This is a genomic window from Parablautia sp. Marseille-Q6255 (assembly GCF_951230155.1).
Lineage (GTDB): Bacteria > Bacillota > Clostridia > Lachnospirales > Lachnospiraceae > Choladousia.
In genome coordinates this window covers 64,656-81,464 of record NZ_CATNVD010000005.1, presented here as the reverse complement: position 1 = coordinate 81,464, position 16,809 = coordinate 64,656, and the positions used below count along the sequence as shown (strand labels likewise).

At 42.4% G+C, this 16,809-nt stretch carries 19 protein-coding genes; all 19 read right to left on the bottom strand.

Annotation, left to right across the window (positions count from 1 at the left end; all coding sequences use genetic code 11):
• Positions 1–10 precede the first annotated feature (10 nt).
• The 19 genes from QOX44_RS04980 to spoVG all read right to left on the bottom strand — a co-directional run bounded on the left by QOX44_RS04980 (position 11) and on the right by spoVG (position 16,776).
• On the bottom strand, positions 11–1,123 hold the full coding sequence (locus QOX44_RS04980) for an aldo/keto reductase (RefSeq protein ID WP_283681756.1): 1,113 nt from the start codon (positions 1,121–1,123) through the stop codon (positions 11–13).
• Between the two features lie 137 nt (positions 1,124–1,260).
• Positions 1,261–2,340, bottom strand: coding sequence for a hypothetical protein (locus tag QOX44_RS04975; RefSeq protein WP_283681754.1), 1,080 nt, complete (start codon positions 2,338–2,340; stop codon positions 1,261–1,263).
• Positions 2,341–2,419: 79 nt separating this feature from the next.
• Positions 2,420–4,033 carry a recombinase family protein gene (locus tag QOX44_RS04970; RefSeq protein WP_009300057.1) on the bottom strand — a complete coding sequence of 538 codons (1,614 nt, stop codon included), beginning with the start codon at positions 4,031–4,033 and terminating at the stop codon, positions 2,420–2,422.
• A gap of 111 nt (positions 4,034–4,144) precedes the next feature.
• Entirely contained in the window at positions 4,145–4,372 is a 228-nt protein-coding gene (locus tag QOX44_RS04965) for a hypothetical protein (protein ID WP_021391127.1), read from the bottom strand.
• Between the two features lie 648 nt (positions 4,373–5,020).
• Entirely contained in the window at positions 5,021–6,187 is a 1,167-nt protein-coding gene (locus tag QOX44_RS04960) for an XRE family transcriptional regulator (RefSeq protein ID WP_283681750.1), read from the bottom strand.
• A gap of 325 nt (positions 6,188–6,512) precedes the next feature.
• Positions 6,513–6,782 (bottom strand): winged helix-turn-helix domain-containing protein, encoded by a 270-nt coding sequence (locus QOX44_RS04955; protein WP_227097444.1) that lies wholly within the window; start codon positions 6,780–6,782, stop codon positions 6,513–6,515.
• Positions 6,783–6,978: 196 nt separating this feature from the next.
• Positions 6,979–7,170: a DUF4177 domain-containing protein gene (locus QOX44_RS04950; RefSeq protein ID WP_009320126.1), complete on the bottom strand. Its 192-nt coding sequence runs from the start codon at positions 7,168–7,170 to the stop codon at positions 6,979–6,981.
• 16 nt (positions 7,171–7,186) lie between these two features.
• On the bottom strand, positions 7,187–7,408 hold the full coding sequence (locus QOX44_RS04945) for a hypothetical protein (protein WP_009320125.1): 222 nt from the start codon (positions 7,406–7,408) through the stop codon (positions 7,187–7,189).
• A 239-nt stretch (positions 7,409–7,647) separates the two neighbouring features.
• On the bottom strand, positions 7,648–8,169 hold the full coding sequence (locus tag QOX44_RS04940) for an ABC-2 transporter permease (RefSeq protein ID WP_283681929.1): 522 nt from the start codon (positions 8,167–8,169) through the stop codon (positions 7,648–7,650).
• 94 nt (positions 8,170–8,263) lie between these two features.
• Positions 8,264–9,991 (bottom strand): IS1634 family transposase, encoded by a 1,728-nt coding sequence (locus QOX44_RS04935; RefSeq protein WP_283681748.1) that lies wholly within the window; start codon positions 9,989–9,991, stop codon positions 8,264–8,266.
• Positions 9,992–10,078: 87 nt separating this feature from the next.
• Entirely contained in the window at positions 10,079–10,330 is a 252-nt protein-coding gene (locus tag QOX44_RS04930; protein WP_283681747.1) for an ABC-2 transporter permease, read from the bottom strand.
• Positions 10,327–11,178: an ATP-binding cassette domain-containing protein gene (locus QOX44_RS04925; protein WP_004611556.1), complete on the bottom strand. Its 852-nt coding sequence runs from the start codon at positions 11,176–11,178 to the stop codon at positions 10,327–10,329. Before QOX44_RS04925 ends, QOX44_RS04930 begins: the two co-directional genes overlap by 4 nt.
• Positions 11,179–11,181: 3 nt before the next feature.
• Positions 11,182–11,553, bottom strand: a complete 372-nt coding sequence (locus QOX44_RS04920) for a GntR family transcriptional regulator (RefSeq protein WP_004611555.1) — start codon at positions 11,551–11,553, stop codon at positions 11,182–11,184.
• Positions 11,554–11,745: 192 nt separating this feature from the next.
• Complete coding sequence (locus QOX44_RS04915; RefSeq protein ID WP_283681739.1) at positions 11,746–11,916, bottom strand: helix-turn-helix domain-containing protein; 171 nt, start codon at positions 11,914–11,916, stop codon at positions 11,746–11,748.
• Positions 11,917–12,183: 267 nt separating this feature from the next.
• Positions 12,184–12,915, bottom strand: coding sequence for a glucosamine-6-phosphate deaminase (gene nagB, locus QOX44_RS04910; RefSeq protein WP_283681737.1), 732 nt, complete (start codon positions 12,913–12,915; stop codon positions 12,184–12,186).
• 35 nt (positions 12,916–12,950) lie between these two features.
• The gene (locus QOX44_RS04905) at positions 12,951–14,300 is read right to left on the bottom strand and encodes a glucose-6-phosphate isomerase (protein ID WP_283681735.1); all 1,350 of its coding nucleotides are present in this window, start codon (positions 14,298–14,300) and stop codon (positions 12,951–12,953) included.
• Positions 14,301–14,444: 144 nt separating this feature from the next.
• Positions 14,445–16,049 carry a phosphoenolpyruvate--protein phosphotransferase gene (gene ptsP, locus QOX44_RS04900; protein WP_283681733.1) on the bottom strand — a complete coding sequence of 535 codons (1,605 nt, stop codon included), beginning with the start codon at positions 16,047–16,049 and terminating at the stop codon, positions 14,445–14,447.
• Position 16,050: 1 nt separating this feature from the next.
• Positions 16,051–16,314 (bottom strand): HPr family phosphocarrier protein, encoded by a 264-nt coding sequence (locus tag QOX44_RS04895; protein ID WP_176850670.1) that lies wholly within the window; start codon positions 16,312–16,314, stop codon positions 16,051–16,053.
• Positions 16,315–16,485: 171 nt separating this feature from the next.
• A complete protein-coding gene (gene spoVG, locus QOX44_RS04890; RefSeq protein WP_283681729.1) occupies positions 16,486–16,776 on the bottom strand; it encodes a septation regulator SpoVG in 291 nt (96 codons plus the stop codon).
• Positions 16,777–16,809: the final 33 nt, after the last annotated feature.

The window sequence follows — 16,809 nt, the reverse complement described above, 5'->3', positions numbered from 1 at the left end:
TTTTCTCATCCTACAGCTTCTCCAGCATTTCCTGCAGCTCTCTCATGTACTCAAAAACTGCAAATTCCTGCGGGCAATGCTCCGTGCAGGCCCCGCATCCAATACAGGATGCCGGCTGCTTCTCCTGCGGCATATCCTTCAGAGCACGGATGCGCCATGCGCCTCCCATCTTTGCCTTATTATACTGTTCAAGCAAAAACGGAATATCCAGCTCCTGCGGGCAGTTCGGACAGCAGTACCGACAGCCTGTGCATGCGACGGAAATAGAGTCAAACTGTGCCCGCGCCGCCCGTTCAATCGCCTCCTGCTCCTCTTTGGTAAGCGCAGCTTCCCCGGAGAACGTATGGATATTGTCCTCGATCTGCTCCCTGGCCGACATACCGCTTAATACCACCTGCACCTGGTCAAGACTCTTTACCCAGCGCATGGCCCACGAGGCAAGAGAGACATCCGCGTCAAGCGCCCGAAGCGCCTCTGCCGCCTCCTTTACCGGAGCGGCAAGCAGACCTCCATGTACCGGCTCCATCACCATCACCGGAATGTCCGCCTCCCGCAGTATCTCATACAGCTCCTTTGCGTCGCCGCAGTACCAGTCATAATAATTGAGCTGGATCTGTACAAAATCCCAGGGATAAAGCTTCAGAAGACGATGCAGCGTCTGCGCGCTTCCATGGAAGGAAAAACCCAGATACCTGATCCTGCCCTCCTTCTTTTTTGCGTCAAAATATGCAATACAGCCATTTGCCAGCATCTCATCGACGAAATGATCCTGGATCCCGTGAAGCAGATAAAAATCAATCCGGTCCATCTGCAGCCGGTCAAGCTGCTCTCCAAACTGCTTCCTGTAATCCGCCTCTGCCTGAAAATTATACTTATCTGCCACGTAATAAGTATCCCTCGGGTACTTTGCCAGAGCCCTTCCCAGAAATTCCTCTGACCTCCCCCCGTGATAAATATAGGCAGTATCATAATAATTGACACCGGCATCCATACAGCACTCGATCAGCTTCATTGCTTTTTCTTCATCAATACGCGCATTATTCTGTTCCAGCACCGGAAGCCTCATCACGCCCATCCCAAGCCGTGACAGACGGATCCCGTCCCTGAATGTCCTATACTCCATACGTATTCCTCCCTCCAAAATCAAATAGCCGACTTTCCACAAAAATCCCTTCCCTGAGAATTATAACATAAAATTTAAAAATTTCTACCACATACGCAGGATTACTCCAAAGAGCAGCCCCGGTTCTTTTATCCCTCTTATTTCTTTCTTTTCTTTATCAGCCCCGCGCCCGCAAGTCCCACACTAAAGGCAAAACAGCCAACCCATATGATCGCAAAGACATTGATCGCCGCCTGATTCCCCTCCCAGCAGGAAAAGTCAAATCGGGTCCACATCCAGAGTGTATACGGATTATAGATGGGACCTCCGTACTGCACGTACAGAATATATTCCAGCACGAGTGGAAACAGCCAGAGCCAGCCTCCGCTCCATGCGACCGCAGCTGCGGCGCGAAACCAGCCATTTACCGGAAGATAACGTACTGCCAACAAAAGTCCCCACGGAAGCACAATGCAGGCAGTTGTCACAGGGAGTCCAATACTCCAGAACATGTCGCTTCCTGACCATGCGTATGAGGTAGCGACAACAGCAAAAAGCAGTACAGTCTGCCACAAAAAATACAGCGCCGCCTTATGATCTCTGAGCCCCTCCGGGAGCGGAAGCTGGTGAAGAAGCACCGGAAAGATCACAAATCCAAGCCCGAACAGCACGCTCGTGGCAGCTACAAAAAACCAGTCTCCTCCTGTATAGATACAGCAGATCAGCAAAAGCAACAGCAGGAGCACGGTCTCTGTACACAGATACAGGGATGTCTTTCGTTTTTCCCAAAATGCAGGCAGCAAAAGCCCCGGAAGGAGAAACGGCAGTCCCACAAGCGTAAGTCCAAACAGCACCGATATCCCTGCCACTGCAAACCAGTCGCCGCCACTGTAAATACAGCAGATCAGAAGCAAAAGCTCCAAAGACACCGTAAAGCACCCCATCGACAGTCCTGCCTTGTAACGGCACAGCTTCGGGTACAGCGCAGCGATCGCAGGCAGGAGTGTCAGGGAAGCTGCCATCATCACACTGGCAAGTGCAATAAAAAACCAGTCTAACGTATGACAGGCGATCAGATTCCCGATCGCACATCCCAGCAGGATCAGTCCGTAAAGTACGTATTGAAAAATACGATAATTGCGCGTAATGCGCTGGTACTTTTCTGCAAGTATCTGCGTAGTGCGCTTACTCGTATCCTCGCCCCCGCTCAAAAGCTCATGCTCTGTGATCTCAAGCACACCGCATATCGTCTGCAGCAGTGTGATATCAGGATACGAAAGTCCAGTTTCCCTTAGTTAAAGATATGCCCCCTCATTATCAGTCTACTTTTCCAATAAATCGATAGTATATCTCTATTTCCTGTATTCTTTCGTTATCCTCATTCGTTGTTGCTTCGTGAATAAGGATTTTTTCTATCATTGCATTTAACAACGGTGCTGTCAGTTCCTTTGGTACGGAATACTCCTTAATTAACTCAATCCACTTTTCAGCACCTATCATATCCTGTTCCATTTTACTTAATTCTTCTCTTAGGTTGGTTATCTGCTGTTCCAGTTCTATCTGTTCTTTTTGATATTTCCCCGACAGCATGATGAAGTTTCGTTCCGTTATCTTCTCACAGGCTCTATCTTCATACATTTTCGTAAACAAGCGGTCAATCTCATTTTGTCGGTTCTCGGCTTTCTTCAAGGCACTTGCCTTTTTCTTCTTTTCCCGTATTCGCTCTGCATTCCCAGCCTTTTGTATCTTATTCAACACCTTTTCTTCGTCCTGCTGTACTGCCTTAGCCCAATACTGCAATCGTTCCAATACGGCTTGATACAACACATCATAACGGATATAGTGCATAGAACAAGTACCTTTGCCAAACTGTCCGTAGTAACTGCAAGCATAATAACTGTATGGCGTTTTATTTGCCTTATTTGTCGCAAACCGCATAGACCAGCCACAATCCGCACACTTGACAAGCCCTGCAAATATCGGCGTTGCTTTTTCCTTTGTCTGTCTACGCCTTGATTTTATCTGTTCCTGCACACGATAGAACACTTCTTTGTCAATAATCGGTTCGTGGGTATTTTCTACTCGAAACCATTCACTTTCGGGCTTACGCACTTTTTTCTTGCTCTTGAATGAAACTGTTGATTGTCGATTATGAACGCTGTTTCCGATATAGACTTCACTTTTTAAAATTGCCTTGACATGAGCAATCGTCCACTCATAACGCTTGCTTTCGGGCTTTCCCTCAAAGATATGTGCAAAAGTACCATACCTTGTAAAATTCAACCAAGACGCTGTCGGGACTTTTTCTTCTCGCAGTATTTTTGTGATTTTTGCACTACCGTAACCTTGATAGGCTAGGGAGAAGATTTTTTCAACAATCCATTTTGTTTCCTCATCAACCAGCAGTTTTCCTTTGATGTCGGGGTGTTTCTTATATCCTAACGGAGCATAAGCCCCATAATACGCACCCTCTGCAAATTTTGTCTTAAAGGCTGATTTCACTTTACGGCTCGTATCTCTTGCCACCCATTCATTGATAATGTTCTTAAATGGTGCAATCTCACTTTCGCCCTTTTCGCTGTCTACACCGTCGTCAATCGCTATGTAACGGACATTATGGCTGGGAAAATACAATTCTGTATATTGTCCTGTCATAATATAATTTCTGCCAAGTCGGGAAAGGTCTTTCGTTACAACACAGTTGATTTTTCCTGCCTCTATATCTTCAATCATTCTTTGAAAACTCGGTCTTTCAAAATTTGTTCCCGACCAGCCGTCATCAATATACTCATCAATCACATTCAAATGATGTTCTTTTGCATATAGACGCAACATACTTCTTTGTGTGGTAATGCTGGAACTTTCGCCCTGTAATTCATCATCTCGGCTTAACCTAAGATAAAGTGCAGTATTGTAAATCTGTTGTTTCATTGTCAGTTATCCTCCTCTATAACTAACCCATGTTTACAATACCTGCTTGCAAGTAAAGTATAACACGGGTACTTTTTGCCATTCAATCTATTTCTTACAACTGCACCGAATTTATGCGATTGTCTGCTTTGCTTTTTCCAGCATAACATCAGTCAGAAGTTCTTCCATTGTCTTTCCCTTTTCAGAAAAATGCTCTTTTACAACAATCTTTGTTTTTCCTCTGTTGCCAATGCCACGCTTATTATTTGTCTTTTCTTGCCTTGTTTTTACAATATCAGCAATAACACATACCCCCTTTCTGTAAAAATCTTTTCTAAGCAATTCAACGGCATTTGTCATAGCCCACAGGAGTTCCACCTCTGCATAGTTCTTATGTAGCCGTACCCATTGCGTGCGACGCTCTGAACGCTCAAGCTGTGGCTGTACGGGAGTATCATTATCAGACAGGACAGGTCATGGCGATAAAAGAGGACAAATCTTTTACAGGAACACAAATAGGTTGTCGCTCGTTTTTGCAGGGAAAAGGTCATGGCGTATCTGTTTCAACGGCTCGCTGTCTGTCAAACGTATTGAATTGCTTTATTCAGTTGTCAAAGAACATGAAAGAAGAAAATCGTCTTTCCTGTATACCGCGTTGGAAAAGAGCAGAAGCGTAACCAATATTCAAAACTTTTTTCTTTTCCTGTACCATATAGGGAAAGAAAGTGTCATTCTGCTAAATTGATGATGAAAAGATTTCTTTTCACCCCCTAACTACCCATGCAACACCGTAACTGCCAACTGTGGAATAAAAGATTTTCTTTGCTCCATATAGGGAATGGAAACTACGGATTGTTAAGTTGAAATTGAAAATCGTTTCTTCTTTCACATCATATAGGGACAGCAACCACCGATTTAATGACCTGTTTTCAAAAAAAAGTTAGATTTCCTTTCCTCGCACCATATCTGTACGCAAGTAGCCGTTTTGTTGCAGATTTTTTGAAGAAATTAAAAAATACCGTCATTCCCTTGTGGAACAGCGGTATCTTTCTCAATCATATCTGCTATGTCTGTTGTCATTTGTTTAATTTTTAATTCCTGCCTTTCTGTTAGTCTTGTATGTCTGTCGATTTCTTCCAGATAATTTGCTCCTGTTTGCTTTTCAATCTCTTTTATCATCAATAAAGAGGGCATGACCTGTCTTTCTAACCAACGTTTTGTTTTATCCATATTGACAGCAACAGGCGTCATAATAAACGGAAGTGAAGTCGTTACATTATCTAAAAATATATCCCATAAAATATAAACGGGAAAATCTATCTGTGTGAGGATAAGGCTTGCTATGGTCTGTTCGGGATTTCTTGAAAAAACAAGTTGTTCTATCGTTTGTTCTGCTTTTCCACTTTTTAAACGAATTTCAAATCGGTTCTTAATGTCTGTTTTTATGCCTTTGCTTTTTTGTTCCTTTTCTTTTTCATACAAGCAAAAGTAAATAGAACTATTCTTTGAACCGATATAAAAAGTTTTTGCAGTATCTCCATGTGTACCCGATAATTTTCCGCTGTCTACTGCTTCATGGGTTCTTGAACGTTTCCATACCTTGTTGGCATAATAACGTTCCCTTAGAATTTCTATATCCAGCAATCCGCCCATATCATTGACCGCCAAATCTATGCGTTTAAAAACACCTTGATAATCTATACAACTGCTTAAAAAGTAATACCAGTCTATCCCTCTTGCCTGTAAAACATATTCCAAGTTTCGACACCCCATACCTCTTAATTCCAATAAAACACCCATAGAACTATCTTTAGAAGCATTTACACTAATAGCCCCATAGATATACTGTTCTTCATAACCAAACATTCCGTAATCTTCATGTATAAAATATTCGCTTTTCATTGCCAGTACATTTTTTATAATTTCCAATGCGTCTGTGGTAGGAAAACGAACACGCAGATAGTCAATCGTTAAAGTGAAAGGCTGTGTACAATTACAATAATCAAGATAATGTAAAAGTATATGTTTCATTTCTTTACTGGCTTTTGTTTTTCCGTTTTCAATTTCATTTAAGTTCTGCCTGCTAATTTGCAATTCCTGTGCCAGTCGTGATTGAGAATAATCACAGGCATTTCTCTTTTGCTTTAATGTTTCAATAAATTCTATATCATTCATGCTTCATTCCTCCAATCAAAAAAGGCATATACTCATAGGAGCATACACCTTGTATCTTATATTTATTTTCTATTGATATGCTGTTTTAGACCTGTCGGGTAAAAAGAATATGGTGTGAAGTGAAATAAGTTCTTATAACCTTATAAATCGTTGCATATCAGCAGTTTTGTATTTATTTTTTCTCTTGTCTTTTGTAATAGTACCCCCCTGTTAGATAACGGGGGCTTTATGGCTCGCTGACGCTCGCCCCACCGTCAGAGTGAACCAGCCGTTTGCCAGCAAAACTGGCATGGCTTGATGTCTTACGACCGCCACCACGTCTGGATCACTCCGGCGGTGTTGCTGTCTTGCCTACCATTTCCTCATTTTCCGTGTACTTATATCCAACACCTCTGACAATGACGATATAGCGTGGTCTGTCCGGCTCCGGCTCAATCTTCTTTCTTAATTTTCGTATGAATGAAGTCAGATTATTAGGGTCTGCCGGATAGTCATATCCCCATACATTTTCATAAATCTGTTCTTTGGTAAAAACCTGCTCCTTATGAGAAATGAGAAAATAAAGTATATCAAACTCTTTTGCTGTAAGCTGTATGATATTGCCTGTTTTGTGTGATACAGTACGAGTAAAAGGATTGATTATAAAATCTGTCCTATCTTGTTGTATATAAGCAGGAGTGGTACATATCTTTTTCGATAGCCATTCAACTGTTTGCTGGAAATAATGTTCTTCATTATCCCAAAATTCTGCTACTAATATCTTCCCATAGTATCACCTGCGCTTTTAAAGATTATTTTTCAAATATCAAATCAATTCTTCTAAAACCGCCATGTGCATCTATTAAAGTAGGAATAAAACCAACATAGGAATATCCCTCTTTAGCATATTTATTGATTATTTCTTTTGGTTCAGAAGCAGAATGGAATAGCACACCTTTTGCCTCAAATTTCACTTCTACATACTTATATTCTTTCATAATCATCAATACCGCCTTTCAATTATCTAAATGTTTTTCTAATTTCTTCTAATTCTTCTTCGTTTTCAACCCAATTTTCTGCATATCCACATGAACAACAAACATAACGTATTACAGGGATTTTCCCAAATAGCGTATAAGTGCTTGTGTAAATATTATTTCCGCTGGCATGGCGGTTAGGGTTATCTGGAATACGAACAATATCGGTTGAGCCACATTTAGGACATGATTTAGTATTTTTCATTTATATTCTCCTCACAACAGCAATTATTTTTTGTTACGTTTGATAAAAAACCAATATGCAAATACAATCAAGGCAAGAACACATAAAATACTATCCATGAAATCACCCACTTTATATACCTTTCTTTTTATCCTCTTTTTTCTTTTTGCGTTCCTTATATATCTTATTCCTTAAAGGAATACCACCGCACAGCAGTAGTACAACAGCCAATATTGTAAAGTCCATATGATTGCTCCTTTTTAAAATTCTTTTTTGTTCATAATTGACAAACTGATTTTCATTGAAACCAATAACATCAACAAAGCGATAATAATTGCAATAGCGATAAGAACTCCCATGCTTACAGTTGGCATATTATCTAACAGACTAACTAAATCAATATTGAAAATGGCTTCTGCTCCTTTCACGATAACGAGAGTGATTACTGCCAGACCGCCAAATGCACCAATCATAGCAATTCTTCCTTTATCTCCACCGAATTTTAGCTGAAAAGGAAGCATGATTGCTTGAACGACAATCATAATAGGTAAAATCATCAATGAACTCTGTACTAAGTCTGTAATAGGTAATGTATCTTTCAATACAGTTGTAATTATTCCTAAAACAGTTGCCAAAACCCAAGCCATACACCCTAATAATAGACCAAGAAAGTATTTTTCACTCACATAATGATTACGTGTAATAGGTAATGTAAACAGAAACGCATTTCCATTATCAAAATCATCATAACTGATTGTGCTTACTGTAAAAAGTGATACAATCCCATCTTTGACAGTTAGAAAAAGAAAAAATCGCTGTATCCCTCATGTTTACTGGGGTATAGCGATTTTTTCCGTTGTTACGGACTTTAGTATTTTATTCTTTCCCTTTACTTTTTTTCTGGATATTTCTCATCTTACTTTTTGTTATGAACTGATAATCTGTTCGGAAACCGCAGACATCATGAAGAGCATCCGTAATTCTTTCCCGTTTGTATAAAGGAATAAATCCCTGTTCCTGTATTCCGGCGAAATTCATTTCTTTTAGAGCATCTAATAATTCTTCACATGTATATTTAGCATTCAGTTTTTTCTCAAGGAAACGGTATATGGTCAATGCAAGAAAACAGATTAGAAAATGTGCTTTGATCCGGTTTTCATCCTGTAAATAGACAGGTCTTGCAGAAAAATCTGTTTTCATAATCCGGAAACATTCTTCTATCTGCCATCTTCCTTCACTTACCTTTAAAATATCATTGACTTCGTCATCCAAAAGATCTGTGCATACTGCGTAAAAGCCATCATACTGGGATTCTTCGGAAATCTTGGCTTCATCCAGATAATGCTTTACATCAGCAGCTTCTCCTTCTTCTGTTACAGCGATCGTTCCGATGTAACGTGCTGGATCATTTGGATTTTTGCGGTTCTTTTTTGTGCTTCCTGAATCCAGCATCTTTTGTGCCCGCTCGATCTGTTTGTCTCGAATAGATTTTTGGTAAAGGGCATATTTAGGAGAATAGGTAATGATCAGGCGCTGATGCAGCTTCTTTGTGGTGTAGGGCTCGTCTTTATAATAAAGTCCTTTGTCATCTTCGGGTAGTTTTGTGATATCAACAGGGGTTCCGTCTGATACTTTTTTAAATCCCTGTAAATTTAATGCCCATTCCTTTTCTTCTTTCTTCAGCTTTTTGATGGACTGGGTTACGATATAAGCCCGTTCTCCCATGTGATTGTACTCTCGGATTGATTCAGAGCCGAGCCCGGCATCGCTACAATAAATAAATTTCTGACAACCAAAATCTCCAAGGACTTTCTTTTCTAACGGTTTGAGAGAGGTCTGCTCGTTTGCATTTCCCGGAAAAAGAGAAAAAGCCAGGGGGATCCCATCTCCATCCATAAACAATCCCATTTGGATGATTGGGTTTGGCCTGTGTTCTTTACTTTTGCCGTACTTTTTATTTTCATCTTCTTGTTCAATTTCAAAGTAATAATTCGAGCAGTCATAATAAAGGATCTTATCATTTCTTTTTCCAAGGAAGTGGGAGTTTTTATAAACCTCAGACTGAATAAGATCACATTCCGTACCAAGTACATCCAATGCCCGGTAAACATCATGAAGCTCGTAGGATGGTTTTTCTAAGAATTCAGATGCAACTTTGTAAGAAGAACGTTTGCTGCAAGGTTCTAAGATTCTTGCATAAATCAGATCCGAAAGGATCGCATTGATATCATACTTGAATTTATATTTATGTTTCAATTTCCGACAGATTTTATTCATTTGTAGTTGATAATAAATGGATTGGAGAAACAGATAGCCACCACGGAAGAAGGCCTGCTTGCCATAATCTAAGTGTCTATCCGCATGGAATGGTATCAATACTGTCTGTGCTTCTTTTTCCTTTTTATATTTTTCAGTTTCTATTTTCACTTCATTTTTCGCCCATGCAATGACATCATCTCTTGTAGGTCCATGTTCAGGCAAAAGTTGTTCTAAGGTTCCCAGCTTGCGGACAATAGCTGAAGTAGTGCTGCCATTTGCTTTTGTATAAGATTTGCAGATATAAAAGGACTCTGCATTTTTTGATTTTGTTATATGAAGATTCATCTGTCATCCCTCCTCCCTTATTATATCATACAATAACATAAAATAACAGATATAAAATCAAAAAAATTGACATAAAAAAAGCAGGTTTTATGCGACCTGTGAGTACTTTTTCCGATATTCAACTGTCAAACTCCCGAACAGAAACGCATTTCCATTATCAAAATCATCATAACTGATTGTGCTTACTGTAAAAAGTGATACAATGAAACTCAGAAAACCTAATGGGAATATCACATCATCAGTAAATATCATCATACCGATTACAATCGCCAAAATGAGCAACAGAAAATTTTTCTGTAACATCATCAATTTCAAATCTTTTACGAATAAGCCTTTCATTGTTCTGTCCCCCTTATCATCATGGTAATGACTTCATCTATTGTACCTTTTTCAATGGCAATTTTAGGATAATTCTCCATATAATACTGTTTCTGATTTGTCAGACAGCTATATCCATATGTTTCTTTTTTGGAACGCAATATAAACTGTTTATCCAGCTTGCTGTATTGTTCTGCGTCTACTTTTAATAAAGCATAGTCACTAAGAAGAACGTCCGTATCTTCATGCAGAATAATTTTTCCGTCATGTATCATATAAAGGTCATCACATAGCGACTCCAAATCACTGGATATATGAGAGCTGATTAAAATGGAGCGTTCTTCATCTTTTTCCAGAAATTCTCTTAACATTTCAAGCAATTCGTCTCTTGCGATTACATCTAAACCTGCTGTCGGTTCGTCCAGTATCAGCAGTTTTGCATTGTGTGAAATTGCAACCAGCACTTTTAATTTTGCTTTCATTCCTGTTGAAAATTCTTTTATCTGTTTATTCATAGGTAGTTGAAATTTCTGTACCTGTTCTATAAATAGTGATTTGTCGAATTTTGAGTACATATTCTGCAATATAGGGATAATATCTTTTATCTTCAGATACCCACTAAAACCAGAATCCGACAATACTACACCCAATTCCTCTTTATCTTTTGCTGTGAAGTCTTTTCTGTCCTTTCCAAGTATGGTAATATTTCCGCCGTCAGTTGAAATCAAACCTAATATCGCCTTAAATGTTGTGCTTTTTCCAGCACCATTTTGTCCAATCAAGCCTGTTACACATCCAGACATAAGCTCTAATGAACAATCAAGAGAAAAATTATCATAATGCTTTTTCAAGTGTTCAATTTTTAACATACATCAACCCTCCAATATCAACTCAAATAAACTTTTTATATCTTCATCACTAATACCACATCGTCTGCCTTTTTGGATAGCCTGCTCCAAATCCGCTTCCAATTCTTTTTTCTGTTCTTCCAAAAGCAGTTCTGTATTTGTAGCCGCTACATAAGTGCCTTTTCCATGTACTGTAACCGTAAAACCCTCACTTTCCAAATTGTCGTAAGCTTTTTTTACAGTTAAAGCACTTATTTTTAGTTCCTTAGAAAGTGTACGGACAGATGGAAGATTGTCGTTTTCCTTTAGTTCCCCGTTGCGTATGAGCATTTTAATCTGGTCAACAATCTGTTCATATATGGGAACCATTAGGGAAGTATTGATTATAATTTTCATTCTTTATATCCTTCCTTCTTTTCTTGATAACAGTATATAACAGTTACAAACTGTTGCCAAGCGTTATATAGTGTTTATTTTAAATTTTCTTTTGAAATTAAAAACATGCAAATCAATATAGAAATGCATGTTAAAAAATATAGTATTCTATTGTAATTCCTTTAACGCAAGCAGGTGTTTCATGGATTGTTTCTAATATCCTTTTGTTGGGGAAACTCCTCTCTCCCACTTGCTCACCGCCGACTCTGTGACATAGAGCTTTGCCGCAAACTGCTTCTGTGTCATGCCAAGCTCCCTGCGCCGTTTCAAAATATACGCACCAAAGGTCTTCTTATTTTTGTCACCTTCATTCTCTTTCATCATTGAATGTTCCCCTCCTTATTAATGGTAAGTTCCGTCTTGCAAGCCTGACTACACCTTATCTTTACCACCAAAAAAAGTCAATAAAAAACCGGGATTTTCCGACTCGACCATTAGGAAAGTCCCGGTTCTCAGGCAAAATATTCAATGGCACAGCAGATAATAGAAAAGCTGCCGAAAAACAGGTTTCTGCAAAACACTGTTTCCCGGCAGCCTCTGCTGGTCATCTCTTAAAAATAAAAATGATGCGCTCTGATGATCGGTCTCTGATTACAGATCACACTTGGAAAGTGCAGCCTCGTCTGCTACTACGACTACATCCGGATGGAGCTGAAGTACAGATCCCTGTACCTGCGGAGTGATCGGTCCAAAGAAGGATTTGTAAACAGCGTCAGCCTTGTCAGCTCCTGACGCAACGACAAGGATCTTCTTTGCGGACATGATCGTCCCGATACCCATTGTATAAGCCTGACGCGGAACATCCGCCTCTGATGCGAAGAACCGTGTATTTGCCTTGATCGTGCTCTCTGTCAGATCCACGCAATGTGTGTTCTTTTTGAACACATCGCTCGGCTCATTGAAGCCGATGTGTCCGTTATGGCCAAGACCGAGAAGCTGAATATCTGCTCCGCCTGTCGCGCGTACGATCTCGTCGTACTCTGTGCATGCCTTTTCTGCATCCGGCTGTGTGCCGTCCGGCAGGAAGGTGCGGCTCTTATCTACATTGACATGAGAAAACAGATTATCATTCATAAAGTAATAGTAGCTCTGATCATTCTCCTTCGGAAGTCCCTTGTACTCGTCAAGGTTCACTGTCGTCACCTCTGAAAAATCAAGGTCTCCGCTCTTATACCACTCTACGAGCTGCTTATACAGGCCGATCGGTGTGGAGCCTGTCGCCAGTCCCAGTACACAGTCCGGCTTTGCCACGATCTGAGCAGCCATAACAGCTGCTGCTTTTCTGCTCATTTCCGCATAATCCTTTACTTTGTAAATCCTCATCGCCATCTTCTCCTTTTGATTTATGATATGTTTTATTACAGACGTTTCAGAAGCTCTTCTCTTTCTTTCTCGTAGCCCGGCTTTCCAAGAAGCGCAAACATATTTTTCTTGTAGCTCTCTACACCCGGCTGATTAAACGGATTTACACCAAGCACGTAGCCGCTCACGCCGCAGGCAAACTCAAAGAAATAAAACAGCTCTCCGAGGCTCTCCTCATCCTGTCTCGGAATATCAATGCGCAGGTTCGGTACATTTCCATCCGTATGTGCCAGGATCGTACCGTTCATCGCACTCTTATTTACGAAATCAACCGTCTTGCCTGCAAGGTAGTTCAGACCGTCAAGGTCTGCCGCCTCCTCACCGATCGTGAGCTCGCACTGAGATTCTTCTACATTGAGGACCGTCTCAAACAGGATGCGGTTGCCGTCCTGGATAAACTGTCCCATGGAGTGAAGATCGGTTGTCAGATCTACAGATGCCGGGAAGATACCCTTCTGATCCTTGCCCTCGCTCTCGCCGTAAAGCTGCTTCCACCACTCGGATACATAGTGAAGGCTTGGCTCATAGTTCGCAAGAACCTCGATCGTCTTGCCCTTTCTCAGAAGAATGTTGCGGACTGCCGCATACTGCAGCGCGTCATTTTCCTCAAAGTCTTTCTCGAGTGCACGCTCTCTGGCGGCCGCCGCGCCTGCCATCAGCTTATCAATATCGGTACCGCTGACTGCGATTGGCAGAAGACCTACTGCTGTCAGCACAGAGAAACGGCCGCCGACATCATCCGGAACGACGAAGGTCTCATAGCCCTCCTCTGAAGCAAGCACCTTGAGCGCTCCTCTTGCCTTATCTGTTGTGGCATAGATCCGCTTTGCAGCCTCTTCCTTGCCGTATTTCTTTTCAAGCATTTCCTTGAAGATACGGAACGCGATCGCCGGCTCCGTCGTTGTCCCTGACTTAGAGATCACATTGACAGAAAAATCGCGGTCTCCGACTACGTCGATCAGATGCTTCATATATGTACTGCTGATGCTGTTTCCGACAAAATAGATCTCCGGCGTCTTGCGGATCTCTTTTGAAACAGTGTTGTAGAAGTTGTGGCGCAGAAACTCGATCGCCGCTCTCGCTCCGAGGTAGGAGCCGCCGATACCGATCACCAGCAGCACCTCGCTGTCGCTCTTGATCTTCTCCGCCGCTTTCTTGATCCGTGCAAATTCTTCTTTATCATAATTTACCGGAAGATCGATCCATCCAAGGAAGTCATTTCCCGCACCTGTTCTCGATGTGAGGAGCTCCTTTGCATCCGTCACGATCTTCTTCATAGACTCCACTTCTGCTTCTGAAATAAAGCAGGAAGCCTTGGAGTAGTCAAATGTCACTCTGTTGCCCATAGCCAACATCTCCTTATATATTTTTTCTATCCTGTTTCTGACATTGTATATTCTAGCAAAAGGATCGTATTTTGTAAACAGAAACCCCTTTTATCGGACTGATCGATCCGACAAAAGGGGATACGCTCCTGTCTGCGGGCAGATTTAGTCTCTGTTCAGGATCTGCTCTCGCACATAGTCAATGCTTCCAGCTGACATACTGAACTCATCCAGGCCCAGATCCAGCAGTATCTCCACTGCCTTCTGATCTCCTGCCATCTCGCCGCACATGCCTACCTTTATGCCCTCTTTGTGTCCTGCCGCGATCACATGACCGATCGCACGCAGCACTGCCGGGCTGAAATAGTCATACTTATTTGCAATTTTCTTGTTGCCGCGGTCTACCGCAAGGATATACTGAGTCAGGTCATTCGTCCCGATACTGAAGAAGTCTGCTTCCTTCGCAAACTCGTCTGCCAGCATCACACTTGCAGGCGTCTCGATCATCATTCCGACCTCGATCTTCTCATCAAATGCCTTGCCCTCGGCACGAAGCTCTGCCTTGCACTCCTCTACAACTGCTTTTGCATCAAGCAGCTCTTCCATGGAAATGATCATCGGGAACATGATGCGTACGTGACCGAATGCACTCGCACGCAGGATCGCGCGCAGCTGATCCTTAAACATGTCCTTCATATCAAGTGAAATACGGATCGCTCTCCATCCGAGGAACGGATTTTCCTCTTTTTCAAACTCGTAGTAGGAAAGTTCCTTATCGCCTCCGATATCCAGGGTACGGATCGTCAGCTCCTGCGAAGCCAGCTGTGCCGCCTCTTTGTATACTGCAAACTGCTCCTCCTCTGTCGGGAAGTGTGTATTCTGCATATACAAAAACTCACTCCGGAACAGTCCTACACCGTCGATATTCATCGGAAGCGCATTCTGGATATCCTGTACGTTTCCGACATTTGCACACAGATAGATCCTCTTTCCATCCTTTGTCACAGCCGGAGTACTGCGCAGACTCTCCAGACGCGCTCTCTCGCTCTCATAAGCCGCAAGCTTGTCCTCGTACTCTTTTACTGCTGCCTCGTCCGGATCTGTAATGATCACGCCCTCTGCCGCATCCATGCAGACAGTCTGGCCGTCCTCGACCTTGGAAAGGATTCCCTTTACGCCGACAAGTGTCGGGATGCCCATGCTCTTTGCGATGATAGATACATGGCTTGTCACACCGCCCTCTTCGGTAAGGATACCTTTGACAAGAGACGGATCGATCTTTACGGTATCAGACGGATACATATCCCTGGCTACGACAACAACCGGTCTGGTCAGTCCGCCAAGGTCCGGGCGCTTTACACCCTTGAGCGCCGCCATCAGACGCTTTCCGATGTCTTTAATATCCGCAGCGCGCTCCTTCATATACGCGTCATCCATAGCTTCAAAGATCGCTGCAAATTCATCGATCGTCTCGCCTGTCGCCTGCTGCGCATTTTTCAGGTCGCCGTTTATCTTTCCTTCCACGCCGTCCTGAAGCATGAAGTCCCCTGCGATCTCCAGGTGAGCCGCAAAGATCTCGTTCGTCTCGGCCAGAGTCTCAAGCTCTTTTACCACAGCTTCCTTCGCTGCAAGGAAACGGCCGATCTCCGCCTCGCGATCCTGCGCCGCGATGCTTCCGGTCTCCGGCGTCAGATCCGGCTCCAGATACAGATATACCGGAGCGACTGCGATACCTCTGGAGGCCGTCTTTTCCACTGTTACACGTTCCATATTATTCTCCCAGTCCACTTTCGATCGCTTCTACTACCTTCTTAAGAGCTTCTTCCTCGCCCTCGCCGTCGCACTCGACTACGACCTCTGTGCCTGTCTTGATCGCTGCTGCCATAAGGTTGAGAACACTCTTTGCCTGAACCTTCTTATCTCCGACTACAAGAAAAACGTCGCATCTGCAGGAACCTGCCACCTTGCAGAGATTGGACGCCGGTCTTGCATGAATTCCTGACGGGTTTGTGACTGTTACTTTCTGTGATACCATGTTGTACTCCTCCTTATTTATCCTGTTTGTGTCCTTAGCTGTCATAAAGACGCATATGATCGTCCTTATTCTACCCTAAATCGGCCATAAATGGAATAGGTATTTACAATTTATTTACAAACAATCGAAACAATCATTACCATCTCCTGACATACCGGCCGCAGCGCACGGTCATATTGCCTCTTTGGCGGTCTCCTCTTCCGGCTCCCGCGCAAGGCTCTCATATGCATCAAGAATGCTCTGCGCAATGCGCTCCCTCGTCGCAGAATTGATGGGATGTGCAATATCGCGATATTCTCCGTCCGATGCCTTCCTGCTCGGCATCGCAATGAACAGTCCCTTCTCACCTTCGATCACTTTGATATCGTGAACCACAAATTCTTCATCAAAGGTAATAGACACTACTGCTTTCATTTTTCCGTCCTTCGCTACTTTTCTTATCCTTACATCCGTTATCTGCATAATTCTTCCCCCATAGTTTTCCGTGTTTTTTAT